This window comes from Flavihumibacter rivuli (genome assembly GCF_018595685.2).
In the GTDB taxonomy this organism is placed as follows: domain Bacteria; phylum Bacteroidota; class Bacteroidia; order Chitinophagales; family Chitinophagaceae; genus Flavihumibacter; species Flavihumibacter rivuli.
Genome location: NZ_CP092334.1, coordinates 676,394 through 703,203, shown reverse-complemented (window position 1 = coordinate 703,203; position 26,810 = coordinate 676,394). Strand labels below are relative to the sequence as shown.

General features: G+C 50.6%; 23 protein-coding genes. 11 read left to right on the top strand and 12 right to left on the bottom strand.

Annotated elements, in window-relative coordinates:
• Positions 1-12 precede the first annotated feature (12 nt).
• From KJS94_RS03105 to KJS94_RS03075, 7 genes are all read left to right on the top strand, one after another.
• Positions 13-1,857, top strand: coding sequence for an STN and carboxypeptidase regulatory-like domain-containing protein (locus KJS94_RS03105; protein WP_214449137.1), 1,845 nt, complete (start codon positions 13-15; stop codon positions 1,855-1,857).
• Between the two features lie 65 nt (positions 1,858-1,922).
• Complete coding sequence (locus KJS94_RS03100; protein WP_214449138.1) at positions 1,923-4,280, top strand: TonB-dependent receptor; 2,358 nt, start codon at positions 1,923-1,925, stop codon at positions 4,278-4,280.
• Between the two features lie 13 nt (positions 4,281-4,293).
• The gene (locus KJS94_RS03095; protein WP_214449139.1) at positions 4,294-5,022 is read left to right on the top strand and encodes a head GIN domain-containing protein; all 729 of its coding nucleotides are present in this window, start codon (positions 4,294-4,296) and stop codon (positions 5,020-5,022) included.
• Positions 5,023-5,328: 306 nt separating this feature from the next.
• Positions 5,329-6,627 (top strand): DEAD/DEAH box helicase, encoded by a 1,299-nt coding sequence (locus KJS94_RS03090; RefSeq protein WP_214449140.1) that lies wholly within the window; start codon positions 5,329-5,331, stop codon positions 6,625-6,627.
• On the top strand, positions 6,608-6,859 hold the full coding sequence (locus tag KJS94_RS03085) for a short-chain dehydrogenase (RefSeq protein ID WP_214449141.1): 252 nt from the start codon (positions 6,608-6,610) through the stop codon (positions 6,857-6,859). The genes KJS94_RS03090 and KJS94_RS03085 overlap by 20 nt, the downstream gene beginning before the upstream one ends.
• Before the next feature lie 53 nt (positions 6,860-6,912).
• Entirely contained in the window at positions 6,913-7,986 is a 1,074-nt protein-coding gene (locus KJS94_RS03080) for a 3-oxoacyl-ACP synthase III family protein (protein ID WP_214449142.1), read from the top strand.
• A 233-nt stretch (positions 7,987-8,219) separates the two neighbouring features.
• Positions 8,220-8,792 (top strand): HdeD family acid-resistance protein, encoded by a 573-nt coding sequence (locus tag KJS94_RS03075; protein ID WP_214449143.1) that lies wholly within the window; start codon positions 8,220-8,222, stop codon positions 8,790-8,792.
• 75 nt (positions 8,793-8,867) lie between these two features.
• On the opposite strand, the gene KJS94_RS03070 is transcribed toward KJS94_RS03075, so the two are convergent.
• Positions 8,868-9,065 carry a hypothetical protein gene (locus KJS94_RS03070; protein WP_214449144.1) on the bottom strand — a complete coding sequence of 66 codons (198 nt, stop codon included), beginning with the start codon at positions 9,063-9,065 and terminating at the stop codon, positions 8,868-8,870.
• A 145-nt stretch (positions 9,066-9,210) separates the two neighbouring features.
• Between KJS94_RS03070 and KJS94_RS03065 the strand changes: the two genes are divergently transcribed.
• Together KJS94_RS03065 and KJS94_RS03060 are read left to right on the top strand one after the other, a co-directional pair.
• Positions 9,211-10,260, top strand: coding sequence for a proline iminopeptidase-family hydrolase (locus KJS94_RS03065; RefSeq protein WP_239804271.1), 1,050 nt, complete (start codon positions 9,211-9,213; stop codon positions 10,258-10,260).
• Positions 10,261-11,026: 766 nt separating this feature from the next.
• Positions 11,027-11,929 (top strand): M10 family metallopeptidase domain-containing protein, encoded by a 903-nt coding sequence (locus tag KJS94_RS03060; RefSeq protein WP_214449145.1) that lies wholly within the window; start codon positions 11,027-11,029, stop codon positions 11,927-11,929.
• Between the two features lie 14 nt (positions 11,930-11,943).
• On the opposite strand, the gene KJS94_RS03055 is transcribed toward KJS94_RS03060, so the two are convergent.
• From KJS94_RS03055 to KJS94_RS03015, 9 genes are all read right to left on the bottom strand, one after another.
• The gene (locus KJS94_RS03055; RefSeq protein ID WP_214449146.1) at positions 11,944-13,404 is read right to left on the bottom strand and encodes a gluconokinase; all 1,461 of its coding nucleotides are present in this window, start codon (positions 13,402-13,404) and stop codon (positions 11,944-11,946) included.
• A 35-nt stretch (positions 13,405-13,439) separates the two neighbouring features.
• The gene (locus tag KJS94_RS03050; RefSeq protein WP_214449147.1) at positions 13,440-14,549 is read right to left on the bottom strand and encodes a hypothetical protein; all 1,110 of its coding nucleotides are present in this window, start codon (positions 14,547-14,549) and stop codon (positions 13,440-13,442) included.
• 164 nt (positions 14,550-14,713) lie between these two features.
• The gene (locus KJS94_RS03045; protein ID WP_214449148.1) at positions 14,714-15,529 is read right to left on the bottom strand and encodes a hypothetical protein; all 816 of its coding nucleotides are present in this window, start codon (positions 15,527-15,529) and stop codon (positions 14,714-14,716) included.
• A gap of 4 nt (positions 15,530-15,533) precedes the next feature.
• Complete coding sequence (locus KJS94_RS03040; protein ID WP_214449149.1) at positions 15,534-16,016, bottom strand: TlpA family protein disulfide reductase; 483 nt, start codon at positions 16,014-16,016, stop codon at positions 15,534-15,536.
• Between the two features lie 49 nt (positions 16,017-16,065).
• Entirely contained in the window at positions 16,066-16,611 is a 546-nt protein-coding gene (locus tag KJS94_RS03035; protein WP_214449150.1) for a heavy-metal-associated domain-containing protein, read from the bottom strand.
• 23 nt (positions 16,612-16,634) lie between these two features.
• Positions 16,635-17,249 carry a heavy-metal-associated domain-containing protein gene (locus KJS94_RS03030; protein ID WP_214449151.1) on the bottom strand — a complete coding sequence of 205 codons (615 nt, stop codon included), beginning with the start codon at positions 17,247-17,249 and terminating at the stop codon, positions 16,635-16,637.
• A gap of 95 nt (positions 17,250-17,344) precedes the next feature.
• Entirely contained in the window at positions 17,345-17,752 is a 408-nt protein-coding gene (locus tag KJS94_RS03025; RefSeq protein ID WP_214449152.1) for an HYC_CC_PP family protein, read from the bottom strand.
• A gap of 55 nt (positions 17,753-17,807) precedes the next feature.
• Positions 17,808-19,823: a putative porin gene (locus KJS94_RS03020; RefSeq protein WP_239804270.1), complete on the bottom strand. Its 2,016-nt coding sequence runs from the start codon at positions 19,821-19,823 to the stop codon at positions 17,808-17,810.
• Positions 19,824-19,849: 26 nt separating this feature from the next.
• Positions 19,850-20,671, bottom strand: coding sequence for a purine-nucleoside phosphorylase (locus KJS94_RS03015; RefSeq protein WP_214449153.1), 822 nt, complete (start codon positions 20,669-20,671; stop codon positions 19,850-19,852).
• 223 nt (positions 20,672-20,894) lie between these two features.
• Here KJS94_RS03015 and lon point away from each other — a divergent pair, with 223 nt between their 5' ends.
• Together lon and porQ are read left to right on the top strand one after the other, a co-directional pair.
• Positions 20,895-23,297, top strand: coding sequence for an endopeptidase La (gene lon / locus KJS94_RS03010; RefSeq protein WP_214449154.1), 2,403 nt, complete (start codon positions 20,895-20,897; stop codon positions 23,295-23,297).
• Positions 23,298-23,518: 221 nt separating this feature from the next.
• Positions 23,519-24,538: a type IX secretion system protein PorQ gene (gene porQ, locus KJS94_RS03005; protein WP_214449155.1), complete on the top strand. Its 1,020-nt coding sequence runs from the start codon at positions 23,519-23,521 to the stop codon at positions 24,536-24,538.
• Positions 24,539-24,628: 90 nt separating this feature from the next.
• Here porQ and bioB read toward each other — a convergent pair whose 3' ends face one another.
• Both bioB and KJS94_RS02995 read right to left on the bottom strand, forming a co-directional pair.
• The gene (gene bioB, locus KJS94_RS03000) at positions 24,629-25,600 is read right to left on the bottom strand and encodes a biotin synthase BioB (protein WP_214449156.1); all 972 of its coding nucleotides are present in this window, start codon (positions 25,598-25,600) and stop codon (positions 24,629-24,631) included.
• A 69-nt stretch (positions 25,601-25,669) separates the two neighbouring features.
• Positions 25,670-26,785: a M42 family metallopeptidase gene (locus tag KJS94_RS02995; protein WP_214449157.1), complete on the bottom strand. Its 1,116-nt coding sequence runs from the start codon at positions 26,783-26,785 to the stop codon at positions 25,670-25,672.
• Positions 26,786-26,810 lie beyond the last annotated feature (25 nt).

Sequence of the window (26,810 nt, the reverse complement as noted above, 5' to 3'; positions counted from 1 at the left end):
GAAGGCAAGAACATGAAAAGACCTATCCAATCCATCATCGCGATGGTGATCATCCTGTTTACCCTCTTGCAGGCAAGACCGGTTGCAGCACAAACCTTGCTGAACAGGAGCATAACCCTCAATGTGACCAATATGCCAGTGACCGATGTACTGGAGTTGATCAGCAACCAGGGTAATTTTTATTTTTCCTATAACAGTTCCATAATCAGGAAGGACAGCCTGGTAACTGTACATGCCAATAACAAACCCCTGAAGGCCTTGCTGGACCAACTCTTCCGCAGCGGGTATGAATTCAAGGAAAGCGGGAATTACATCATCATCCGCAGGGCGCCGCTTCAACTGACCCTGGTAACGGCACAGGAACCTAGCACGAATAATATCTATCTCGTCAGCGGCTATGTACGCGATGACCAGACCGGCGAGAAATTAATGGATGCGAGTGTCTATGAAAAGACCATGCTCAGCTCCGCACTTACCGACAGGCAGGGCTATTTCAGGATCAAATTGAAAAAGAAATACAGGCAGGCAGCCCTGACCGTTAGTAAGGAGTTCTATGAAGACACTACTGTAAAAATCGAAGCCGGCTATAACCAGCAAGTAAGCATCACCCTCTCCCCTGCTGACTTGACCGGCCAGACCGTGATCATCAGCCCCGGTAAGATCGCCGCGGCAGATTCCATCTACATAGAAGTCCCGCAACCCGACAGTTCAAGCATCATCTACCTGTACAAAAAACTAGACTCCATCCGTGTACAAAGAACCAGTATGGGGAGGTTCCTTTTGTCCACCAGGCTAAAGGTGCAAAGCATCAACCTCGGCAAATTCTTCACGGCAAGACCGGTGCAGGTATCGTTTACGCCAGGCCTAAGTACCAATGGTAAAATGAATGCGCAGGTCATCAATAATTTTTCCTTCAATATCCTCGGCGGATATTCAGGAGGGGTGAACGGTTTTGAATTAGGGGGACTTTTCAATATCGACAAGAAGGATGTACAATATGTGCAGATCGGTGGCTTGTTCAATATTGTAGGCGGGAGCATGAAAGGCTTACAGATTGGTGGCATTTCGAATACCGTACTCGATTCTGTCGGCGGTTTCCAGATCGGTGGTATCACCAATGTTGTAAAAGGAAAATATACCGGCTTTCAATTGGGCGGCATCTATAACCATGTGGGAAAGGAGATGACAGGATTCCAGCTTGCCGGTATTACCAATTTCACCAATACCCGGACAACAGGTATGCAGTTGGCTGGTATTGCCAATATCAGCAGCCAGGAAACAAGGGGCGTGCAGGTATCGGGTATCGTGAACTACACCAGGAAACTGAAAGGCGTGCAGATTGGCCTCATCAATATTGCCGACACTTCCGAAGGCTACAGCATTGGACTGATCAATGTGGTATTGAAAGGCTACCACAAGCTTGCCTTCTATGCAACAGAGGTCACACCTTTCAATGCTGCCTTCAAGACCGGTAATCATAAGCTTTATAGTATCCTGATGGGGGGCGTACATCCCGATACAGCCAAAAGAGTTGTGAGCTTTGGTTATGGCATTGGTTCGGAATGGCATTTCGGCAAGACATTAGGATTGAATGCTGAAGCCAGCTGCCAATATGTATTCCTCGGTTCATGGGACTACCTGAACCTGTTGAACAGGGCTACCATCAATTTCCATGTCAGGATCGGCAAGGCCTTTGCGCTGTTTGCCGGCCCAGTGTTCAACGTTTACTATTCCGACCAGGATGTAGCGTTCAAGGGTTACCGTTCCACCCTACCTTCTTCCGGTTACAAGACCTATGATATGGGGAAAAACCTGACCGGCTGGATCGGTTGGAATGCCGGTATCCATATTTTTTGATCAAGTTATCATGAAGGAATAGGGGTAAAAGGCATGCAGGCTGTCGTAATTCCAAAACAGGAAATATGAGCAGCAGAAAAAGAACAAACCTTATCCTTATCCTCCTTATCCTACTGGTCCACACTACTGGTTTCGCGCAGTCCACCCAAACCCTGCGCGGAACGGTGATGGACCAGTTGTTGCAAAAGCCATTGCAGGGAGCAACCGTCACCCTTCTTTCAACAGGACAGTCTGTGATCACCGGCGCCGATGGCAGTTTCAGGTTCTCCAAAGTAGCCATCGGCCTTCACCAATTGCGGATCACCTATACAGGTTACCGGCTGGTGCAACTCGATAACCTTACGCTGAATGCGGGCAAGGAAATGGTGCTGTCCATTAACATGGAGCCTGACGTGAAAGAGCAGGAAGAAGTGGTGGTCAAAGCGAATAGCAGGAAATACAAGCCCATCAATGATATGAGCCTGGTGAGCGCCAGGGCATTCACGGTGGAAGAGACCCAGCGGTATGCGGCAGCCATCAATGACCCGCTCCGGATGGCCACCAGCTTTGCCGGGGTGATGTCGGCAGATGATGGCTCCAATGATATCGTGATCAGGGGCAATGCACCCACAGGATTGTTATGGAGGATGGAAGGCGTAGATATCCCCAACCCCAACCATTTCGCTATGGCGGGCAGTACAGGTGGAGGGATCTCTATCCTGAGTTCCCAATTGCTGGCCAATTCAGATTTTGTAACTGGTGCATTTGCTGCAGAGTATGGCAATGCAGTAGGTGGCGTATTCGATATCAGGCTCAGGAAGGGCAATAATGAAAAAAGGGAATATACCTTGCAGGCAGGATTACTGGGCCTCAACCTGGCGGCAGAAGGGCCCTTCTCCAAGAACTACAAGGGTTCCTACCTCATCAACTACCGGTATTCCACACTCGAATTATTGAGTAAGATCGGGATGGATGTGGCAACCGGGGCCACTACCAATTTCCAGGACCTCTCCTACAATATCCAATTGCCCACCAGGAAACTGGGAACCTTCAGCATCTTCGGATTTGGCGGCCTCAGTTCACAGCAGATCGACACTGAGAAAGACCCTGCCAAATGGGAAAATGAATTTGACCGCTATGGTGGTAAGTTCTCCGGCAATACAGGCGCAACAGGAATCACCCATTCCATCCACCTGGGAAGGAATACCTACCTGAAATCATCGGCAGCCTACTCCTACCAGGAGAATACTGTTGATGAGAAATATGCAGAGACACCCGACAGCATCACCACATCCAGTTCGGAACAATTCAAGACAAAAAAGCTGATCCTCTCCAGTACCCTGAACCAAAAGATCGGGTTGAGGACGGCCATCAGGACAGGCGTGATCGTGAACCTGATCAATTTCAACTATTATGACCGCTCCAGGGAAAACCCCGGCAAACCACTACTGGAAAGGATCAATGTGCAGGACAAGACCCAGACGATACAGGCATTCGCCCAATGGCAATACAAGGCCACCAACCAGCTGACCCTTTCTACAGGCATCCACTACCTCAGGTTGCAATTGAACAATAGCTCCTCTATTGAACCAAGGGCATCCGTTAAATGGGATATCAACAAGAAGAACAGCCTCGGTATTGGTTATGGCCTCCATGGCCAGGTACAGGCCATGGGTGTATATTTCGCCAAGGCACAGGACCTCAATGGCAACTGGTACCAGCCCAATAAAGACCTGGGCATGACGAAATCGCACCACCTGGTATTATCCTATACGCATGCCTTTTCCAGGTTCCTGAAGTTCAAGACAGAGCTTTATTACCAGCACTTGTTTGATGTTCCGGTAAGCGTTTACGATTCCAGCACTTTCTCAACACTCAATATTGAACAGGGCTTCATCACCGATGCCCTGACCAACAAGGGCAAAGGAAAGAACTACGGTATTGAATTCACCCTGGAGAAGCAATTACAGAACTATTTCTATTTCCTCTTTAACCAGTCGATCTATACCTCAAGGTATACAGCAGCAGATGGCACGGAAAGGAATACGCGCTACAATGGCCGCTACCTCAGCAACCTGACCGCAGGAAAGGAATTCGTGCTTCGCAACAACCGCAAAAGCTTCGGCGTGAACATCAAGGCCATCTATGCCGGTGGTTATCGCCAAACACCCATCAACGTAGAAGAGTCGATGGCAAAGGGTTATACGGTTTACAAGGAGAAAGAAGCCTTCAGCTTGCAGAACCCGGCCTATTTCAGGACCGACCTGAGGTTGAGCATGAAGTGGAACAGGGCAAGGCATACCAGCACCCTGTCGCTGGATATCCAAAACCTCACCAACCGCCAGAACATCTATGGCAGCTATTTCGACCCGGTGAAAGGCAAGGTAGAGAACAGCTACCAGGCAGGATTGATCCCGGTATTGAATTACAAGATCGAACTGTAAAAAACATATAACGATGAAATACAACCGAATTCTTTCAGCTACACTAATTATAGCAGCAATCAGCATGGTCCTTCCCTCCTGCACCAAGGTCAGCGGAAAAGGGCCAGTAGTAACGGAGACCAGGAGCATCGGCAGCAATTTCAGTTCTGTATACTTTGCCGTACCGGGTACCATTACCTATCAATACGCGAATGCTGCAGGGGTGGTCATTGAAGCCCAGCAGAACATCATTGACCGGATCGAAACCTATATTTCAGGAAATGAACTGAAGGTGAAAGTGCGCGACAATACCGTTCTCCGTAACCATGAGGAGATCAGGATACTGGTCTCCGGGCCGATGGCTGAAAAGATCAGCCAGCATGGCTCAGGGGAGATCCACATCAAGGATAGGTTCCAACCTGCCAACCTCCGCCTGGAGTCAAATGGGTCGGGCCGAATCAGCATCGACCAACTGGAAACAGGCTTCCTGGATGCGCGCATCGAGGGCTCCGGTGATATACTGGTGTCACAGGGGAGGCTGAGGAAAGAAAAGGCCGTCATCAGCGGAAGTGGCCGGTTCGAGTTATTGAACCTGGAAGCAGATACGGCCTATACCCAGACCAATGGTTCAGGTGATATCCGCCTTTGGGCAAGGGAATACCTCGATTGCCGCATATCAGGCAGTGGCAATGTTGCCTATAAAGGCAGTCCGCAGATCAACCTTTCCGTTTCCGGTTCCGGTAAACTGATCCACTTACCATAGTAACAGCGAACAATCCATGAGGCCCTTCCCTTTGATGCGGAAGGGCTATTTATTGCCATTTACCTACATAAACCAGGTCCCATCCCTTAACAAATAGCCTCCCTTAAAGGCTGGAAACTGTTAAAATTCAGGCAGGAAGCGGGATTCCCGAAAATTTAGGTTAGCTTTGCACTACTTCTATCTTTTCCTTCTTCTGCATTTGTCCCATTCAAAATGTTTGTGCAGGCTTAGATCAGTAAGGCGGGTAAAGTGCCACAACAGCTGGCAGCCTTACCAACAAAACATTTTTCACCAAATTCAGCAACATTGTTATTTGAACAATTATCGCTCATTGAGCCTATCTTAAAAGCGCTTGAGCATGAGGGTTATACACAACCCACCCCCATTCAGTCAAAAGCCATTCCCAATATCCTGCAAGGACGCGACCTGCTTGGTTGCGCACAGACAGGAACAGGTAAGACAGCAGCATTTGCCATCCCGATGATCCAATTGCTGATGGCCAAAAAGTCACAGCAACCCGGTTACAAGGGTATCAAGGCATTGATCCTGACCCCAACGAGGGAACTGGCCATACAGATCAAAGAGAGTTTTAAAGCCTACGGAAGGTTTACGCCTTTGCGCCATACCGTTATTTTCGGCGGCGTGTCACAGGAGAAGCAGGTGCAGGAATTGCGCAGGGGAATCGATATCCTTGTCGCCACTCCCGGCCGTTTGCTTGACCTGATGCAACAAAAGATCGTCAGCCTGAAGGATATTGAATTCCTGGTACTGGACGAAGCCGACAGGATGTTGGACATGGGATTTGTGCATGATGTAAAGCGCATCATCACGAATGTGCCTGCCCAAAGGCAAACCCTGTTCTTCTCCGCCACCATGGCGCAAGAGATCAGGAGCCTGGCCAATACCATGCTTCGTGACCCGGCCTATGTGGAAGTGACCCCGGTCTCTTCAACCGCCGAGAAAGTGGAACAATCCATTTACCATGTGGACAAGATAAAAAAACAAGACCTGCTGGTCCATTTACTGGAAAGCCCGGAGATCGATCAGGCGCTGGTCTTTACCCGCACCAAGCATGGCGCAGACAAGGTAGTGAAGGGCCTGAACAAGGCCGGCATTACTGCGGAAGCCATCCACGGTAACAAATCACAGAATGCACGCCAGCGGGCACTGGGCAATTTCAAAGACAAGACCACCAGGATCCTGGTAGCAACGGATATAGCCGCACGCGGTATCGACTTCGAACAGCTTACCCATGTATTCAATTTCGACCTTCCCAATATCCCCGAGACCTATGTACACCGTATCGGCCGTACGGGAAGGGCAGGGTATAGTGGTATAGCCCTATCATTCTGTGACAGGGAAGAAAGACCTTTCCTGCGCGATATTGAGAAAACGACCAAGTTGAGCATACCGGTGGTACAAGAGCACCCCTACCTTCCCCAGCCGGGTGAACAACCGGCCATTGCAAGACCCTTGCAACCCAACCAGGGAAGGAATCCATACAGGTCAGGCAACAAGCCATCAGGCAATAAGCAAGCAGCAAGGCCTGGCGGACATTTTCATTCAGAAAGGAAAACAAAAAATTATGACAAACATTCAAATTGAGAAGTTCCTGGACGAGAAAGCAGGCAGTGGACAACCCATTCGCATTACGCTGAAAAGCAGGAAACCCTTCCTGGGGATCTTTATCAAGACCAATGATTTCGGAGAGCTGAAATCGAAGAATTTCTGGAGGATCGTTTCCGAAGGTAATATCGAGAACTACCTTAAGAATAAGGACAATAACCTGGCAAGGATATTCGCCGGTTCAGATATCACGAAACTATCTTTGAATTAATACTGGTAAATCATGTAATTTAAGGGCATCACCATAGGATGCCCTTATTTTTTATGCAACGTAGTGTTATTACCGGAACAGGGAAATTTATTCCCAACCACATCAAGAAGAATGAAGATTTCGGCCAGAGCCAATTCTTCACCGAAGACAACCAACCCATTGAAACGCCTGCAGCGGAAGTGGTCAGGAAATTCAAGAACATCACAGGTATTGAAGAAAGGCGCTATGCCGATCCAACCATGAAAGCCTCCCATATGGGAGCAGAGGCAGCGAAAAAGGCCATTGAAGAAAGTGGCATCAACCCAGAGGAACTCGACCTCATTATAGCGGCCCACAATTATGGGGATGTTGACCCATTAAGCCGCCAATCGGATACCGTTCCGGCGCTTGCAGCCAGGATCAAACATATGCTGGGCATCCGCAATCCCAATTGCGTTGCTTACGATATCCTCTTTGGTTGCCCCGGCTGGGTGCAGGGCCTGATCATAGCAGACACTTATTTCAAGGCGGGTACGGCAAAGAAGGCGCTGATCATCGGAACGGAAACCCTGAGCAGGGTCATTGACAACCATGATCGCGACTCCATGATCTTCGCAGATGGCGCAGGCGCCACTGTGGTGGAATCCAGGGAAGGACCGGCCACAGGTGAAGGCATCCTCAGCACCAGCGTGCAATCCCATTGCCTTAGCGAATTAGACTTCATCAATTTTGGTCCCTCCTATTACCCGGGATCAGATCCCCATCACTGCTTCATTAAAATGAAGGGAAGGAAGGTATATGAATATGCCTTGTCCCATGTTCCCGCAGCCATGAAAGACTGCCTCGACAAGAGCGGCGCAGGCATTGAAGAACTGAAGATGATCTTTATCCACCAGGCCAATGAGAAAATGGATGAAGCCATCATCAAGGCCTTCTACAAATTATATGGTCACCAACCCGTTCCCGAAAAGATCATGCCCATGAGCATCCAATGGCTGGGAAATAGTTCTGTAGCAACTGTACCCACGCTCTACGACCTGGTGAAGAAGCATGAAGTGCCCGGTTACCAATTGCAGAAGGGGGACCTGGTGATGTTCGCATCCGTTGGCGCAGGCATGAACATCAATGCGGTATGTTATCGGTATTGATGCTATTGTTTCACAGGAGGCTAGCATTCCTGGAAACGACATACAGCATAATGATCCCTATCATCACTAATTAAAAAGAATACCTATATTTAGAAGACTATTCCTTTAATAGGGTTAAGGATTTCATTGGTAGCATGACAAGGTCCCCTTGTAGTGTAGGGTCCATTCCTTGTGAAAAAGCAGGTAGGTACCCACCTGTAATTCAACATTACCAGAACAACAAAACCAACATCATGCAAACCATCCTCAGGAAATGGTGGGTCATCCTGATCCAGGGAATCTTAATGATCCTATTGTCCTTTTACATCTTCAATAATCCCGGCGTTGTCTTAACGGGCATCTCCCTTTGGATCAGTATCCTGGTCCTTGGAGCAGGCATTGCTGGCCTTGTTGCCTGGCTGGTGAGTGAAAAAGAAGACAGGGATACCGGGGCCCTTTTATGGTCCATCGCTACCATCCTTTTCGGGATATTGATGCTAGGCAACCTTTTCATTACGATGAAGACAGTCACCCTTTTCTTTGGCGCCTGGATGGCAATGACAGGATGGATGCTGGCCTCTACCGGCTGGGAATTAAGATCAGTCAGCAACAGTGGTTGGGCATTGCTCATCATCGGGGTCCTTTCCCTCATTGCCGGCATCATGATGTTCTTCAATATGGGCATGGCGGCCACGGGAATAAGCACCATCCTGGGTTTACAGGTATTGATGGCCGGCATTGGCATGATCATCCTTGCCTTCATTAAAAAGTCTGTTGTCAAGACTGTAAAAGAAAGGATTGGCAATATCCAGGAAGGATTGAAATAGCCATAAAAGAAGGATTGCTATTGAACTGACTATGCTCTATCCAGGAGTGGATAAAGCAGTTCACGTGATAATGTATCAAGAAGTGGCTTTCCTAACCAGTTTTGCAGGCCAGGCAATAATGGCCCCCAACAGTGAGAACACCCCATCAACTGCAATACCAACCAGCCGGAAGGGCAACAACAAAAGCCATACGATCGGGTAGAGCACCAGTGCCAGGATGGCCAGGGGCGCACAAAGTACAAGGAGGATGAGCCAGAGCAGGAAAGTAAGCATAAGGTTCATTTGATGACCTGAATGTACTACAATATGAATTGGGGATCGAACCATTCATCATTTCCATAACAGCCCGGGCAAACAATTCCATGCAGGATATTTTCTGCAGGGAATTGATTAACTTTTCTATCCAAAACTGCTTGTTATGACCAAAGTTTTTTCCAGGTTAATGGCCCTGTTCATGGTAGTATTCACTATGTATTCCTGTCAGCAGGGCAACAAAGAAACAGCGCCATCAACATCAATACCATCCCTTGCCTCCTACTTTGCCAGGACCGATAGCGGCCTGCAGACCGGCGGCGTAAAGATGGTCCCCATCGAAACACCCAAAGGCACTTTCAAGGTATGGACCAAACGCTTCGGCAATAACCCCAAAATGAAGCTGCTCCTGCTGAATGGCGGTCCCGGAGCCACCCATGAATATTTTGAATGCATGGAGAATTTCCTGCCGGCAGAAGGCATCGAGATCGTGTATTATGACCAGCTGGGTTGCGGCAATTCGGATAACCCAAAGGATACGTCCATGTGGGACCTTCCGCGTTATGTGGAAGAAGTGGAGCAGGTAAGGAAGGCGCTCCACCTCGACAAGGATAATTTCTTTTTATTGGGCCATTCATGGGGCGGTATACTTGCATTAGAATACGCCCTCAAATACCAGCAACACCTGAAGGGGCTCATCATCTCCAATATGATGTCGAGCTGCCCGGATTATGGTGCCTATGCCGCCAATGTACTGTCCAAGCAAATGGACCAGAAGGTATTGACCGAGATCAGGGCCATCGAGGCAAAGAAGGATTTTGGTAACCCCCGGTATATGGAATTGCTGATGCCTAATTTCTATGCGAAGCATGTCTGCCGGCTGCCCCTGGACCAGTGGCCGGAGCCGGTGAACCGTTCCTTTAGCAAGACGAACCAGTCGCTGTATGTGACCATGCAGGGTCCCAGCGAATTCGGTATTGCCGGCAAGCTGGAGAAATGGGACAGGAAGGCTGACCTGCCGTCTATTACCGTTCCAACCCTTACCATTGGCGCGCAATACGATACCATGGACCCTGAACACATGAAATGGATGGCTTCACAGGTGAAGCAGGGAGAATACCTCTATTGCCCGAACGGCAGCCATATGAGTATGTGGGATGACCAGGAGACGTATATGAAGGGGTTGATCGGTTTTATGAAGAAGCATGGGGAGTGAGGAGGTGGTTTCACGAAAAGCCGCACTTTGCCCGCCGAAGCTATGCGCAGGCGGGAAGGCGAGAAGGGACGAACTTCTTTTGAGGAACTATAGGACGCAACGTATTGGCTGCGCCAATGTAGTAATGGTTAATACCCATCGGGATCGCCCATTCATTTTTGTTTCCCGATCATCGATCCTTTTAGTAATTTTTTCCCCATTGGGGTCTCGCAGAGGACCCCGATGAATTTTCTTCCTACTATTCATGAGGATATATTTTAACCCCATTGGGGTCTCCCGAAGGGGACCCCGATGTAAAAAAGCGAAATATTTATGCATCCAACAGCTAAGCTCATTTTCCAACTACCCGTTGGTCATAAGACACAACGGGGGCGACAAGGGGCGATTACATATTATCACCACATAGGCCTTCACTTCGAGAGTCCCCGATAGATCTCCATCCTACCATTCATCAGGATCCCCTGCGGGAGACCCTGCTGAGGTGAAGGCATTTGAGGTTGAGAGGAGTAACGCAAAGTGCGCAAAGAAACGCTAAGAACGCAATGGTCATTTTTTGCAGATTCTTCGGTCCTTGCCTGCCGACGCTATAGCTTTGGCAGGCGAAGCGCACTTTGCGTTATTAAAAAACCCTTTCCCATTTATAGCTTTTACAGGCATCGAATTTTATGGAAATAAACTGCTTTTGTATTAAATTTAGTATGCATACAAGTCAAGTGTACCTGGCCTGTATCCGCTAGAAAGACCTTACTAACCCAAAAAGCCGTTTATGAAATCCAGCCTTACCTGTGCATGCCTGGCAGTGAGTGTGCTTGCCATGACCAGTTGCTCCAAACCTGAAACCATCCCATCTTCATTGGCCATCCAGGATGGCAACCTCTCTTCCACCACCAGCCGCACCGTCAAGCCCAAAGTTTCGATCTGGAAAGCAGAATACCTGACAGATGGGCAATCCGAGAAGGAAGGAAAGACCATCATCTTCCGGGAACCCGGCAGGAAAAAATTTGCAGAAGGGAATTTCGTGCCCCTCGATCCCAGAAGGGCGGGCAGGAATTACCTGACCTATGCCGTAGACGAACAAGTAACCACAGACAATGGCCTGAGTCGTCAAGGGGTAAACCACTCCATCGACAGGGCCATGCAGACCTGGAACAAGGTCAATTGCTCTAAACTGCAATTACTAAAATCGCCTGCCTATTCCGATATGGGCTATGCTTCCTACTTATTCGGATTCGGCGGCAGCCCCTATAATGATGCAGATATCCAGCATGCCGGTTTCATGGATGCCAACTTCTTTGATGTGCTGGCACCGGGAGGCGCCAATTACATCATCGCTGTTACCTTCTCCTTTGTTTACCTGGATGATAATGGCATGACCACCGATATCAACAATGATGGCCTGGCCGATATTGCTTTTTACGAAACTTATTACAATGAGCGCTTCGACTGGGCGACCGATAATACCATTGGGGTAGATATAGAATCCATCGCCTTGCATGAGACCGGGCATTCCCTCGGCCACCACCATGCCGGCAAGGCCTTCATCAACAAGGGAAAGATCCATTATGCGCCAAGGGCTGTGATGAACCCTGTCTATGGAGGAACGATGCGTGCCCTGACCGGGACAGATAATGCCGCCCATTGCGTGATCTGGGCCAAATGGGGCAATTAGGATGCGGCACAGGTTTAGGAAGTGATCGACAATGCCTGCAGCTGGCAATACTTTTCAAACCCGTTTTCATAAACATGGGTGTAGGCAGGATTGGGATAGAAGACCTTAGCCTCCATCGGCAGCATTTGCCTGACCACCGGCCAATCCGTGAAAATGCCCATGGCCTTCATCCCGAGCAGGCAGGCACCCGTTGCTGAAGCATCTGCATCCGACAGCAGGTGGAGTTCCCTTCCCAATACATCGCAGGTCAATTGCATCCATTCCCTGCTTTGGGTAAATCCACCCGTAGCAAATACCTTTTCGATCCTTCCGGTGCCGCTCTCCATGATACTGATCAACTGACGGAAACCATAGGCAATACCCTCCAGGATAGAACGGGAAAAATGCCGTTGCGAATGGACCGACCTGACGCCAAAGAACATACCTGTGGCTTCGGCATTCCAGACCGGGGCCCTTTCCCCCAGGAAATAGGGAAGGCAGACCAGGCCTTCAGAGCCGGCTTCCACCCTGGTGGCATCCTGCACCATGCCCGTGATGAGGCTGGCCGGACTGGCATCCTGCCCTAGCACCTGCCCCTGCCACCATTGCAGGGCCAGTCCACCGTTATTGATGGCGCCACCCACCACCCAATGGTCTTTGTTGAGGATATAGGTAAAGAGCCTTTCTTTTTCGTCTACCCATCGACGTGATAAACCCCTTCGCACCGCACCGCTTGTACCAATGGTCATTACAGCCGCTGAACCCGTAATGGCCCCTACCCCCAGCTGGGCCAGGCATCCATCACTGGCGCCGATCACCAGCCAGGACCCTTCGGGAAAAAGTTCACTGGCGTTTTTGCAGGCGGACGCTCTTCGTTTATGCGTTACCGCAACAGGTTCAGGAAGTTTTACGGGATCAATACCGGCAATTGCACAGGCTTCAACATCCCATGCCAGGGTTTCCTGGTTGAACAGACCGGTAGCGGAAGCAATGCTATGGTCCACTTCCCAATGACCGGTAAGGTAGTGCCAGATATATTCCTTGATGCCAACGATTTTGGAGGCTTCGCTTAAGCGTCCGGGTGAGTCGCGGTTCAGCCAATGCAATTTGCATAAGGGCGACATGGGATGGATAGGGGTACCGGTACGTTGAAACAGGCCATGGGCCCCGGGAAGGCTACGGATCGCTTTTGCCGATCCGCTGCTGCTGTTATCCGCCCAGGTATATAAGGGGGAAATAGGTTCCGAATGGTCGTTGACCAATAGCAGGCTGTGCATGGCAGCACTACAACTGAGCACCACAGGAGCACCCGGCCAAGCTGCAAAATATCCCTTCAACAGGTCGAGTACTGCCAGGAGGATCTCGCCTGCATCAAGTGTTGCGCCAAGGCCATTCCGGTAGCCGATCTTTTTCTCGTAAAAGGCCTCCCCCTTCCCATTGAGGGCAAGCAATTTGGTATGGGTAGTGCCAATGTCCAGCCCAAGGAAATGATGCATGCAAAAAGCTTATCACCGAATATAGCACATCGGGCTTATTCTTTTCCCTGCTTTGACGTACTATTGGTTTGCGCGGTAGACTTGGCCAGGTTGGGTGGCTCGAAACTGTTGACATCCCAGGGGAAATGCCTGGTCGTACGCTTGGTTAGGGTAAACTGTTCTTTCAATCCTATGGCCACTGATTCAAGGTAACGGCCATCGCGCGCATCATAATCATTCAGCACGAGGTTGGTCGCTTCCCTGGCAGCATTATCGGGATCATCAAGGTAGTAGTAGAGTTTGGCCAGCAGGAAATGCGCCGCATACCTGATCTTGCGGTCAGATTTTCCGGACCCGCTGTAGTACTTAGGCAGCTTGGTAAAATAGTCGATGGCAGGCTTGAGTTCTTCCCTGATGGCCGTTACCGGCTCATGCGGGGTGATCCGGAAAAAGGCATCCTTTACCATGGCAAAATTGCGGCGGAATTTGTCGTATTCTGCATGTTTGCGGCTATCCAGTATCCAGACAAAATCGTTCACCCGCATCTCCGAATAACCATACATGTTAGACAGGTTATTGGAAAGGTTATTGATGGTCCTGTAGAGGAGGTCCTTGCTCAACTGGGTGCCAATGGTGATCATATTAAGGGTGAGGCCAATGGCTTCCAGCTTGGAAGAATATTCCGTTCCGCGGTGCTGTTGTTGCTGGTTGCGGGTGGCGAGTTGGTATTGTTGCAACTGGTTCCCCTTGTAGTCGGTGATCAGCACCCTTCCGGCATAAGTATACGTGAATACCGGCCTGAACCAGGTCCTTTTGCCGGTAACCTTTCCTGTCTTGTCCTTGATCTCTTCCACCCGTTCTTCCACATTGGCGCCAACGATCATGATGTCTTCCATCTTCAGGTCAACGGTAATATGCCCCTTTACCTGCACCCTTTTCCAGCCATCGATCTCCATACTTTCTTCCGGACGTTCATTGTTCACGCCCAGCTTCATCAGGGGACCGGTTTCCAACTGGAAATTAAAGGTATGGTAAGAAGTATCGATGGGTACCCGGGGAAGGTTACGGTAAGCAACCGTAAAGGAGAACTTATCGAGGTCAACCCGTTGGGCCTGAGCCGAAACGGTAAGCAATAGAAGGGCAGAAAATAACCATTGGCGCTTCATAGACATGGTATTGGGTAAGTCATTAACGTTAGAAACTGGGAAATAGTGTGTAATTAGGGGGATTACTCCCTTTGCGCACTTTGCGTGACCTTCGCGGACTTTGCGTTACAAAAACTAACGCAAAGTCCGCAAAGGACCGCAGAGAACGCAAAGCCTATTTCACATCACTTCAACGCATTCAGGAAAGTCCTCTCGAAGCTGATATAGAAATTATTATTGGCAATCCTGCTCATATTGCCCGCGGCCTGGAAGCGGCCGCCGATATTGAGCTTGGAATTGCTCTTGAAGATGAGCTGGAGCGCGGGGGCAATATCGAGCGCATTGTGGCCCATCTCCCAACCGGTCATGCCCAGCACTTCCACATAAAGGTTCAGGTTTACCTGGTCGTAATTGGAATAGGACCTGGGGAAGAGCAGGTAACCGGCCGACAGGCTATAATTCAATGCCTGCTTGCCATGCATATCGGCATGTACCCCCTTGAACTTCTCGTCGAAAGCCCTGAGGTAACTAACGGTTCCGGAGACTGCCAGCTTATTCACCAGCTGGGTAGCGGTCAAACCCGCCTGCACACCGCTGTTATCTCCATCAAGGCTCAACTCATCATATACCAGGTCATTCACACTATAAGAGCCATCCACAAAGGCGGCCATGCGGAAATGGCTGTGGATATCATCATTGGAAAGGAAACGCCATTTCAGGTAGCCCTTATAGGATTCCCAGCGGGGGTTGGCAGAATAGAAATCAGAGAAGGTGGTACTTGCCCTGAACATGAGGGACTTGCTCAGGCCCACATTCACTTCGGCCATATACCGCTGATTGATATCACTGGTCAGGTTATTGTTCGCAAACCTTGCTGCGAGCTTCCCACTGATCGACTTGGCCGGCACATTGGAGGCCGGGTCCGAAAACACATACAATTCCTGTGCTCCTGCCTGCCATCCGGCCAGGATGGCAAACAAGGCAATAAAATACTTTTTCATATCACTATTGTAGTGCTTCTTTCAGGTATTTTTCCAACTCTGCCGGGGTTGGATCAATAGATACCACCCTGCCTTGCTTATCCACCAGGAAGGAACTAGGCAATTGCTCGATATTCCAGGCCACAGCCGTGGGGGTATTCCAGCCGCCGGGCTCATTCACCTGCAGCCAGCTGATCTTATCAGCGGCTACCGCTTTTTGCCAGGCCTGCTTATCCTCATCCAGGCTGATCCCATAGATCTCGAAGCCCTTCTTGCCATACTGTTCATAGATGGGCACCAGTTGCTTATTGCTCCTGCGGCAGGGCACACACCAACTGGCCCAGAAATCAACCAGCACCACCTTGCCTTTCAGGGAAGACAGGCTTTGCGTCACCCCGGCCTTGTCGGGTATACTTACCTCCGGGACCTGGGTGCCGATTTTCGGTTGCGCATGTGCGATAGAAAGGGTACCTATTGCGAAAACAACAGCCAACAAAAGTCTTTTCATATCCTGAAAAAAGCGGATCCTGCCGGGGCAGGACCCGGGGTTAACAGATTTAAATGGTTACGTGAAAGATCCTGGTCTCGGCGGCAATACCATCTTTCTGGCAGCACGCACCGGCCTTACCGGTTTGCACACAGGCCATCTTGGTGGCTCCGCTATACTTCTTGAACTCCTTTGCGGTCAGGAAATTCTTGTCTACTACCGTGATGGTTTGCTCTCCATCCAGCACCTGCGACTTTACAGCCAGGAAATGGTAAACCTTACCATCAATGGTGAAATGTGCATCGTTCTTAACGGCAACCTGGTTGAACTTTCCGGTCAGTTGCAGTTTGGCAACTGAGAAACCGGCATCTTCCACGGCCTTGCGCACTGCATCGATATCCACCGGCACCCCTTCCTTAAAATTGATCCCGAATGAGGAGGTCTTGATATCAACGGTAACCGCCGCAACAAATGGCAATTTCTCCAATGACTTATTAATGGCCTTGGTACACATGGCGCAGGTGAGGCCACTCGCCTGCAATGTAGCTTTCGTGAAATTGGCGTACGCGCCCACTCCCATCACCAAGATGGCGATCAAAACAACTATCTTTTTCATACTTGTACTACTGGGTTAAATAATTATGACTTGCAACAAGCGGCATCCTTGCAGCATCCTTTTTCCTTGCAGGCGGCTGCATCCTTACCACAGGCTTCATGGCTGCAGCAGGCCTTACCATCCTTGGCATGTTGACCGTTCTTGCAGCAGTCACCATCCTTGCTGCATTTTCCATCTTTGCAGCAGGCAGCATCCTTACAGCAGTCACCACCCTTGGTGCATTTACCGTCCTTGCAACAAGCGCAATCCTTGCACTGTCCGTCCTTACAGCAGGAGGCCTTCGCATCTGCCGCTGCAGCAGCGGCCTTACGGTCATACTTGCAGCATTCATGCAGGTTTTCATAGGCCTTATCATCGGCTGTGAACTTCTCGGTATCATAACCAGCGGCTGCAATGGCCTGCTGGATCTTATCGTTGCTGGTATTCTTGGCGTTGTAAGTGATGTCGAGCTGCTTGGTCTCCTCATTCCAGGAAGCGGCGGTTGCACCGGCCTTTTTGGCGGCACCTTCAATGGTCTTCTTGCACATGCCACATTCACCCCAAACCTTTACGGTCTCTTTAGTGGTAGATTTCTGGGCAAAAGAAAAAGTGGAAACCAATACGAATAATACGCTAAAAGCGAATGATACTGTTTTCATGATTGTAGTTTGATGATGATTCGAATGATTGAACAGAAGGGACTTCGCCCAAAGGCAAAGTGGTTAAAGGACTGGCGTCCTTCATTCGAATGGTATCAAATCCTGAAAACACAATAGAGCTGGCTATAGGATGGGTCGCCCGGGAAAGGCGGGGCATGCGCCCTGTTGGCCACCAGTACCTGTTCCACCATTTCCGGAACATAGTCAGCAGGCCAAACCAGTGACAACTCAATGGCCGCGGGTGCATTCACCAGCACCTGGCCCGCTGAGGGCTTCTGGTCGCTGGAGACTTTTACCAGCTTGTATTCATCCTTGCAGCAGTGATTTTCCTTGTCGTCCTTATCCATGCCACACTTGCCACACTGGTCCTCATCAGAGGGCAGGATGGTCAGGGCAGCATCTGCTATCTTTCCCATGCAATGGTGCACTTCCAGCAACAATCCACTGGAGACCAGGAGGTAAAGAAAAGCTAGCGATATGGCCAGGTATTTTTTCACTGCCACAAAACTACTCCAGATTTACAGATTTCAAAGCACCTAACTGTTAAATGCTACAATTTTAATTAACAAATCCCCAGAAAATGCCCAGGCGGAAGATGAAACCAGGGTAGGCATAATTGGGTGCCGCCATATTGTTGTTGTAAAAGCCAAATCCCCCTGCCCCACCGAATTGCATGGTATTGAGGTTCTCGGCCCTTACAAATGTGGTGAAGGACCTGATCCTGAAGTTCAGGAATCCCGCGATCTCCGGGAATTTCATCTTGATGGTTTGTTCATCCTGGTAGAAGAACTGGCTCTGTAAAGGGGAATAGTTATCCGCCTTATAGGCAGTATGGTATTTCACTTCGAAACCGGTTACCAGGTTCAGGTTCTTGAAGCCAAGGTTGCCTTCATAGGCAATGCGGTTGAACGTAAACAGGGAAGGAATATTAACCGGTCCATTTCCCAGCAACTGGTTGTACTGCACCAACAAATGCCAGTGCCAATGCTTGCTCAACCTGAAGGTTTTGTCACCACTGATCTGCAGTACATTGAAAAGGCCCGACTCCTGGCCTGCCTTATAGTAATCCCTGAAATAGGCCAGATTGCTCACCAGGAAATAACTTGCCGATAACCTCCAGGCTTTCGGGCCATTTTCCAGGAGGCCAAAGATCCTGGTGATATTTTCCTTGTTGAGGGAGGGTTGTGGCCCGAAACTATAAGAGGAAGCACTATTGAAAACAAAGGAAGGCGTCCGGTTCACATTCTGGATACCGGCAGCGATATACCCCAGCTTCTTGCTCAACAGTCGCTTCACGCTCGCCAATACATCATAGTCGCCACTGTTCAATCCATTTATGTAGAGCTTACCAACCGCTTCGATATCCCATTTCTGGTTGCGGGAGCGGTTGCGGTACTCCCCATGGGCAAAGAGGTTATAATAGGTCCGCTCCCCATCGTCAAACTTACCTTTCAGGTTTTGCAGGGCAATACCAGCCTTCAGGAACTGCTGGGGATTCTTTGCCTCCGGGAAACTGTAAATGGAGAAATCATTCACCACCTCTGACCATCTTTCATCGATCCGGAAGGTATCGGCCGGGGTGGCAGCAAAATCATAATGCCTCCTGTAGAAGAGGGTATCCGGATTGGAATCCAGGAATTGGTAATGATAGGTATTGTACTGCACCGTATACTCCATCCGGAATCGCGGATAGAACAGGGGGATGACCGTTGAGTCCGTAACGATAGAATCCTTCTTGCCCAGGTCATATTGCTGCCGAAGGAGGAAGCTCCATTCCTTTTGCCTGTTGCCCGTGTTCAGGGTACTGTTCAGGAAACTCTGGCTGGTTGGCACATAGTTGCCCAACTGCACCGGGATGGTGGTCCTTTCCTTGAAAACGGTGGTATTTCCGAGATAGTCCTGGTCATCCAGCATACCGCCATTCTCATTGGCCTGCATCTTATTGCCCAGTGCCACAAAGTAGAGGTTGTACCTCCTGTTCTTAGAATTATAATTCGTATTGAAGAGGTAGCGGTTGTGGTTGGTGTTCTGGTTCTTGAAATGCCCGGGTGCATTGAAGAGGTTGAACTGGAACGCGAAATTCCAGTTGGGCCTCACGTTCTGCGTATGCATCAGGTGGATCACCTGTTCCGCCCGGCTTCCCAGCATATAGCCCAGCTCAGAATAGGGCCTGGTCGTCTGGTAGAACTTCACCTTGTCCATTCTCAGCTTATAGACGTCGAAAGCATGGAAACCGGGATCCCAACCGCTTTTCATGATGGGCTGGAAACCATAGGATCGGGAAGCGGCACCAAAATTCCCGAGGTTCATATAATCGACGGGTATCGGCCAGCGTACGCGGAAATCCCTGATGGAAGAATCCATCATGTTTAACCTTGAGGTATCCAGGGTCCGAAAGCGGATCGTAATGGAATCTTCATTATTGTCCCTCTTCCTCAGGCTATCCTGACCACCGGAACCCGATGGCCTGAAGCCGCCGGCACCAGGAATCCTGCCCAGCGGGTTCTGCCCCAGGGCAGTAGCCGTCCATCCTAGCAGTCCTAACAGGGATATATAAACGATTTTCTTCAACAATGCGTATGGATATTAAGCTGCAGGAATCAGATCTCGGCGATCAGTTGACGGAAAATGGCGGTCAGCTTGGGTTCCGCGTTGCGTGCGGCTTCCAGCACTTCCTCATGGGTGATCACATTCTCTTCCTCCCGGATGCCGAGGTCGGTGATCACGCTGATCGCGAAGACCTCCATATCCATATGGCGGGCAACGATCACTTCCTGTACGGTGCTCATGCCTACCGCATCCGCACCCAGGATGTGCAATAACTTGTATTCGGCTCGGGTCTCGAAGGTTGGGCCTGTCACACCGGCATAAACGCCCTTGTGCACTTCAATATCCATGGCCCTGGCGATAGCTTTGGCCTTCTTGATCAGCGACTTGCTGTAAGGCTCGCTCATATCGGGGAAACGCGGACCCAGCGCATCTTCGTTCTTGCCGATCAGTGGGTTCACGGTAAAGAAACTGATATGGTCGCGGATGATCATCAGGTCACCCACTTTGAAGTCGGGGTTCATCCCACCGGCCGCATTACTGATCAGCAGGGTCCCTACGCCCAATTGCTTCATCACCCTGATGGGATAAGCCACTTCACTGGCCGCATAGCCTTCATAGAAGTGGAAGCGTCCGGCCATGGCCACAACGGTCTTCCCTCCCAGCTGTCCCAGCAGCAATTTACCGGAATGCCCTTCTACAGTAGACACAGGGAAATGGGGGATCTCGGCATAAGGGATCTCCAGCTCCACTTTCATGTCGGCCACCAGGTTACCGAGCCCCGAACCCAGGACGATACCCACTTCGGGGCGTCCGGCATAACGCGACTGGATATAAGCGGTGGTCTCCTGTAATCTGGTCATCAAGGCTGTCATGGTAAGAAGTTTAATAATTACGCACAATGGCGGGGCGCAAATATAAGGAATGACCATTGCCCCCGATAGCCCCTTCCTTAACTATATGTCATTTTTAAGAACCCTTTTCCGCCAATTCAGGTAGATTTTGACAGGTGGCATCATACTTGACCATATACCCTTCCACCCTGCCGGAACAATTTTGCCAGCTGGAAGTGTTATTTTGTCATATCAACAGATGATTATGAACCGATCGAAGTTTTTAATGAGCCCTGAGGACGAAATGGACTTTATCCCCATCATTCCCCTGAATGAACATGAAGCCGATGATAGCCAGGACCTGGACATACCCACTGACCTTCCCATACTGCCCCTGAGGAATACCGTATTGTTCCCCGGGGTGGTATTGCCCATAACCGTTGGCCGCGACAAAAGCATCAAGGCCGTGAATGAAGCCTATAAGGCCAATAAGCTGGTTGGCGTAGTGGCCCAGAAGGACAGCAATGTGGAAGACCCCACCATCACCGACCTCGAAGCCATTGGCTCCGTGGCCAAGATCATCAAGCTGATCAAGATGCCCGATGGCGGCACCACAGTCATCATCCAGGGCAAGCGCCGCTTCAAGCTCGACCAGTTCACCAGCGAAGAGCCCTTCTTCAGGGCCAAAGTGCAGTTGCTGGAAGAAGCGGAACCACCGACCGATGAAGACTTCGAAGCCTATGTAGCTAACATCAAGGATATCGCGACCCAGATCATCCAGCTGTCGCCCAACCTTCCTGCAGAAGCTTCCATTATCCTCAAGAATATTGAGAAGCCTGCCTTCCTCATCAATTTTGTTTCCAGCAACCTGAACACCGAACTCGGTGAAAAGCAGAAGCTGCTGGAACTGAATGATATCAAGGAAAGGGCCGACCTGCTGATGCAGCACCTGCAGCGCGAACTGCAGTTTGCCGAACTGAAGAACAAGCTTACGGCCAAGACCAAGACGGAATTGGACAAGCAGCAGCGCGAATACTTCCTTCAGCAGCAGATGAAGAGCATCAAGGAAGAACTGGGTGGCGACACCAATGAGCGGGAGCTGAAAGAAATGCAGAAAAAGGCCGAGAACAAGAAATGGTCACAGGCCGCGAAGGACATGTTCCAGAAAGGCATCGAGAAACTGGAACGCATGCATCCCAGCACGCCGGACTATTCCGTGGTGTACAACCACCTCGACCTGATGCTGGACCTGCCCTGGGAAGAATATACCGAAGACTCTTACGACCTGGGTCATGCGAAAGATGTGTTGGATAAGGATCACTATGGCATGGCCAAGATCAAGGAGCGCATCCTGGAATACCTGGCGGTATTGAAGTTGAAGGGTGACATGAAGAGCCCTATCCTTTGCTTTGTGGGTCCTCCCGGTATTGGTAAGACATCGCTTGGCCGCAGCATCGCCAGCGCCATCGGCCGGAAATATGTCCGCCTGAGCCTGGGCGGCCTGCATGATGAGAGTGAGATCCGCGGCCACCGCAAGACCTATATCGGTGCCATGCCCGGCCGCATCCTCCAGTCCATCCGCAAGGTAAAATCCTCCAACCCGGTCATGATCCTGGACGAGATCGATAAGGTAGGTGCCGACCACAGGGGCGACCCCTCCTCTGCCCTGCTGGAAGTGCTGGACCCCGAGCAGAACCATTCCTTCTACGACAATTACCTGGAGCTGGAATATGACCTGAGCAAGGTCCTGTTCATTGCTACCGCCAATGATATCAATACCATCCAGCCTGCACTGCGCGACAGGCTCGAGATCATCGACCTCAGCGGCTATGCCGTGGAAGAGAAAGTGGAGATCGCGAAACGCCACCTGGTGCCCAAGCAGAAGGAAGCCCATGGCCTCGCCAAGGTGAGTGTCAGGATGAGCGATAAGGTATTGCAGAAAGTGATCGAGGATTATACCCGGGAAAGCGGGGTGCGTGAACTGGACAGGCAGCTGGCCGCCATCATGCGGTCCATGGCCAAGGACTATGCCATCCATGGTAAGGTCAAGCCCACCCTCACCGTGGAAGATGTGGAAAGGATCCTGGGCAAGGCGAGGTACAGCAACGAGATCTATAAATCCGCCAATATGCCCGGTGTGGCGGTAGGACTGGCCTGGACCTATGTGGGCGGGGATATCCTCTTTATCGAGACCACCCTGAGTGAAGGCAAGGGGGAACTGCGCCTGACCGGTAACCTGGGCAATGTGATGAAGGAAAGCGCCACCACGGCCCTCACCTATATCCAGGCCAATGCCCGTAAACTGGGCATCGACCCCGAGGTATTCCAGAAGACCAATGTACATATCCACGTACCGGAAGGAGCGGTGCCGAAAGATGGTCCCAGCGCAGGTATTACCATGCTCACGGCCCTGACCTCGGCCTTTACCGGAAGGAAGATCAAGAACTACCTGGCCATGACCGGCGAGATCACCCTGAGGGGACAAGTATTACCGGTAGGTGGCATCAAGGAAAAGGTATTGGCAGCCCGCAGGGCCGGCCTGAAAGAGATCATCCTTTGCTGGCAGAATGAGAAGGACATCACCGAGATCGACCCTGAGTTCATCAAGGGACTGACCTTCCATTATGTGAAGACCATGCAGCAGGTGTTGGACATCGCACTGGTATAGCTTTTGGCTATATATTGTGACGTTTTGGTAGCATTTTTTTTAAACAAAACAAAGCAACTTGCGTTAGTATATATTGAAATTTTTCATGTTGGTTGTTTTAAGGGTTAATGATCCCCCATTTCAATGGGGGATTTCTTTTTTCTCCCCTTCCTGGTGCACAGGATCACCGGATGCATGATTTGTTCCTATCTTAACGCCCGATGGGTATCCAATTTTCAAGAATGGCAAGGAAAGTTTTGTTGCTGGCATTGGGCCTCGTAATGACGGGAATGGCCGGCGCCCAAACACTTGGCGGTTCTACTGTTTACAATTTCCTGCGTTTCCCGGCTACCCCATTGGTGACCGCCCTCGGCGGGGAGAATATCTCCGTCATCGGCCGCGAAAGTGGTATGGGCTTCCAAAACCCTGCCCTGGTGCGAAAGGAAATGCATGGACAAATGCAGGCCGTATTTTCCGGGATCCAGTCGCAGGTACAGCAATACCATCTTGCCGGTGCTTACCACCAGGAGTCGATCCAGACCAGTTTTTCCGGGCATATCCAGTATTTTAATTACGGCAATATCACCCAAACGGATGCTGCGGGGAATATCCAGGGTAGTTTCAAGCCCAGGGATTTCGTGGTGCAGGTGAATGCCTCCAGGCAATACCTGGAACGATGGCATTATGGGATGGGCATCAAGTTCATCCAGTCGGATTACGGCCTGTACCGCTCCAGTGCACTGGCCATGGATTTTGGGGTGAACTATTATGATAGCAGCCGCTTGCTGCAGGTGGGACTGGTGGCCAAGAATATGGGCTTCCAGTTAAAGGCCTATGAGGGAACGGCCAAGGACAACCTGCCATTTGACCTGCAGTTGGGTGTCACGAAAAGACTGGCCAAGGCACCGATCCAATTTTCAGTTACGGCACATCACTTACACCGGTTGATCTTGAATTACAACGACACCACCTTCAATGCAGAGGTGGGGGTTAGTCCACCGGATAATGGCTTTGAAAAGGCCTTGCAACATTTTGTGTTTGCCACCCAGTTCTTCATCGGGGATAAGCTGGAGTTGAGTGCCGGTTACAATCATTTAAGGAGAAGGGAGCTGAACATTCCCAATGGCGCCAATGGGCTAACGGGGTTCAGTTATGGGGCGGCTTTCCTGCAACCCCGGTGGAGTATCCGGTACAGCCATGCGAATTACCAGGGCGGGAAGGGGTATAACCAGTTTGGGGTGGTGGTGAGTTTCGAGAAGTAACTTTGCGCACATTGCGTTTCTTCGCGGACTTTGCATTAGTTTTTGTAACGCAAAGTCCGCAAAGAACCGCAGAGAACGCAAAGGATATCACTAATGACAATGCGCGGCTTCCTTGAAGGCTTCCCTTGGTTTGAGTCCGAGTAACTGGAACATCATGTTATCGTCATCGAAGGATGGGTTGGGCGTGGTCAGCAGTTTATCACCTGCAAAGATGGAGTTGGCACCAGCCATGAAGCAGAGCGCCTGTTCGGCGAGGCTCATGTCGTTGCGGCCGGCACTGAGGCGCACCATGGTGCCAGGCATCAGGATACGTGCTGTCGCGATCATGCGCACCATATCCCATACATCCACTTTGTTGTTGTGCTGCAAGGGAGTGCCCTGCACCGGTACCAGTGCGTTGATGGGAACGGATTCCGGATGCTGGGGCAGGGTGGACAGGGTATGCAGCATACCGATCCTGTCTTCATGCGTTTCCCCCAGGCCAATGATACCACCGCTGCAAACGCTGATACCCGCTTTGCGAACGTTGTTAAGCGTTTTCAGGCGATCATCATACGTACGTGTGGTGATGATATCGGCATAATGTTCTTCTGACGTATCGAGGTTGTGGTTATAGGCATAGAGACCAGCATCATGCAGTTTCTTAGCCTGCTCTTCGGTGAGCATGCCCATGGTACAGCACACTTCCATGCCCAGTTCATTCACACCCTTCACCATATCCAGCACACGGTCGAAGTCGCGGTTATCGCGCACTTCCCTCCAGGCCGCACCCATGCAGAAACGGGTACTACCGGCTTCCTTCGCCTTGCGGGCATAGTCCAGCACCTCATCGGTCTTCATCAGGGCATGTACATCCACCCCTGTGTTATAGCGGGCCGCCTGTGGGCAATAGGCACAGTCTTCGGGACAACCACCGGTCTTGATGGACAGCAGTGTACATACCTGCACCTCTGCCGTATCCTGGTACTCGCGGTGGATGGTCGCTGCGCGGTAGATCAACTCGAGCAACGGGGTATTGTAGATTTCTCTGATCTCTTCCTTGGTCCAGTCGTTTCGGATCATTGGGTTGTATTTTCTATTCAGTAATGATGTAAATAATTTTTTCGTTCTAACAGTCACCTATAACCGCAATTACAGGTAGCTGAGGTTGGTCTTGGGACTGAGCGTCAGCAAGGTCTCATACATGAGCTTGATGGTGTTCTCGATATCGCTCTTGTGCAGCATTTCCACGGTGGTGTGCATGTACCGCAGCGGGATGGAGATCAGCACAGATGGGCAACCATCATTGGCATAGGCAAAGGAATCGGTATCGGTACCGGTACTCCTGCTTACGGTGCGCATCTGCAGCGGGATACCGGACTTTTCCGCCACCTCCTGCACCAGCGACAACAATTTATTATGCACGGCAGGTCCATAGGTGGGTGAAGGACCCTTGCCGCAAACCACATCGCCTTCAATGATCTTGCTGATCATGGGCGTGGAGGTATCATGGGTCACGTCGGTGATGATGGCGATATTGGGCTTGATCCGGCGGGCGATCATTTCAGCGCCGCGAAGGCCGATCTCTTCCTGAACTGCATTCACCACGTACAAACCATAGGGCAGTTTCTTCTTGTTCTCTTTCAGCAACCTTGCCACTTCCGCGATCATGAAGCCACCGATACGGTTATCGAAGGCGCGGGCGATATAATAATCATTCGCCAGTTCATCGAACCCATCCTGGTAGGTCACCACTGCCCCTACATGGATGCCGAGGTCTTCCACTTCTTTCTTGCTCCGGGCACCGCAGTCGAGGAAAAGGTTCTCCACCTTGGCCACTGGCTCTTTCTGGTCGGCATTACCCAGGCGGGTATGGATGGCCGGCCAGCCGAAGACGGCCTTCACGGGTCCTTTCTTACCATGCACGAATACCCTTTGCGAAGGGGCGATCTGGTGGTCCACCCCGCCATTGCGCTTGAGGTAGAGCAATCCTTCCGGGGTAATATAGTTCACGAACCAGCTGATCTCATCGGCGTGCGCCTCGATCACCACCTTGAAAGGGGCATCGGGGTTCACCACGCCTACAACGGTTCCGTAGGGATCTACAAAATGCGTGTCCACATAAGGCTTCAGGTAATCCAGCCAGATGCGCTGGCCGGCGGTTTCAAAGCCTACAGGAGAAGGGGTATTCAGGTAGTTACGGAGGAACTGGTGTGATCTCTCATTCAATATGCTTTCTGCCTTACGGGCAGCTTTACTCTTGGCCATAGCTGATCATTTAGCGGTCAAAGAT

What these genes read in the sequence shown, in the direction of transcription:
- KJS94_RS03080 (WP_214449142.1), top strand. Translation starts at nt 6,913, where the DNA reads ATGCAACGTAGTGTTATTACCGGAACAGGGAAATTTATTCCCAACCAC.
- KJS94_RS03035 (WP_214449150.1), bottom strand. Translation starts at nt 16,611, where the DNA reads ATGAAAAAGATAGTTGTTTTGATCGCCATCTTGGTGATGGGAGTGGGC.
- KJS94_RS03040 (WP_214449149.1), bottom strand. Translation starts at nt 16,016, where the DNA reads ATGAAAAGACTTTTGTTGGCTGTTGTTTTCGCAATAGGTACCCTTTCT.
- KJS94_RS03050 (WP_214449147.1), bottom strand. Translation starts at nt 14,549, where the DNA reads ATGAAGCGCCAATGGTTATTTTCTGCCCTTCTATTGCTTACCGTTTCG.
- KJS94_RS03075 (WP_214449143.1), top strand. Translation starts at nt 8,220, where the DNA reads ATGCAAACCATCCTCAGGAAATGGTGGGTCATCCTGATCCAGGGAATC.
- KJS94_RS03060 (WP_214449145.1), top strand. Translation starts at nt 11,027, where the DNA reads ATGAAATCCAGCCTTACCTGTGCATGCCTGGCAGTGAGTGTGCTTGCC.
- KJS94_RS03070 (WP_214449144.1), bottom strand. Translation starts at nt 9,065, where the DNA reads ATGCTTACTTTCCTGCTCTGGCTCATCCTCCTTGTACTTTGTGCGCCC.
- KJS94_RS03055 (WP_214449146.1), bottom strand. Translation starts at nt 13,404, where the DNA reads ATGCATCATTTCCTTGGGCTGGACATTGGCACTACCCATACCAAATTG.
- KJS94_RS03105 (WP_214449137.1), top strand. Translation starts at nt 13, where the DNA reads ATGAAAAGACCTATCCAATCCATCATCGCGATGGTGATCATCCTGTTT.
- KJS94_RS03045 (WP_214449148.1), bottom strand. Translation starts at nt 15,529, where the DNA reads ATGAAAAAGTATTTTATTGCCTTGTTTGCCATCCTGGCCGGATGGCAG.
- KJS94_RS03015 (WP_214449153.1), bottom strand. Translation starts at nt 20,671, where the DNA reads ATGACAGCCTTGATGACCAGATTACAGGAGACCACCGCTTATATCCAG.
- porQ (WP_214449155.1), top strand. Translation starts at nt 23,519, where the DNA reads ATGGCAAGGAAAGTTTTGTTGCTGGCATTGGGCCTCGTAATGACGGGA.
- KJS94_RS03085 (WP_214449141.1), top strand. Translation starts at nt 6,608, where the DNA reads ATGACAAACATTCAAATTGAGAAGTTCCTGGACGAGAAAGCAGGCAGT.
- KJS94_RS02995 (WP_214449157.1), bottom strand. Translation starts at nt 26,785, where the DNA reads ATGGCCAAGAGTAAAGCTGCCCGTAAGGCAGAAAGCATATTGAATGAG.
- KJS94_RS03095 (WP_214449139.1), top strand. Translation starts at nt 4,294, where the DNA reads ATGAAATACAACCGAATTCTTTCAGCTACACTAATTATAGCAGCAATC.
- lon (WP_214449154.1), top strand. Translation starts at nt 20,895, where the DNA reads ATGAACCGATCGAAGTTTTTAATGAGCCCTGAGGACGAAATGGACTTT.
- KJS94_RS03100 (WP_214449138.1), top strand. Translation starts at nt 1,923, where the DNA reads ATGAGCAGCAGAAAAAGAACAAACCTTATCCTTATCCTCCTTATCCTA.
- bioB (WP_214449156.1), bottom strand. Translation starts at nt 25,600, where the DNA reads ATGATCCGAAACGACTGGACCAAGGAAGAGATCAGAGAAATCTACAAT.
- KJS94_RS03030 (WP_214449151.1), bottom strand. Translation starts at nt 17,249, where the DNA reads ATGAAAACAGTATCATTCGCTTTTAGCGTATTATTCGTATTGGTTTCC.
- KJS94_RS03065 (WP_239804271.1), top strand. Translation starts at nt 9,211, where the DNA reads ATGACCAAAGTTTTTTCCAGGTTAATGGCCCTGTTCATGGTAGTATTC.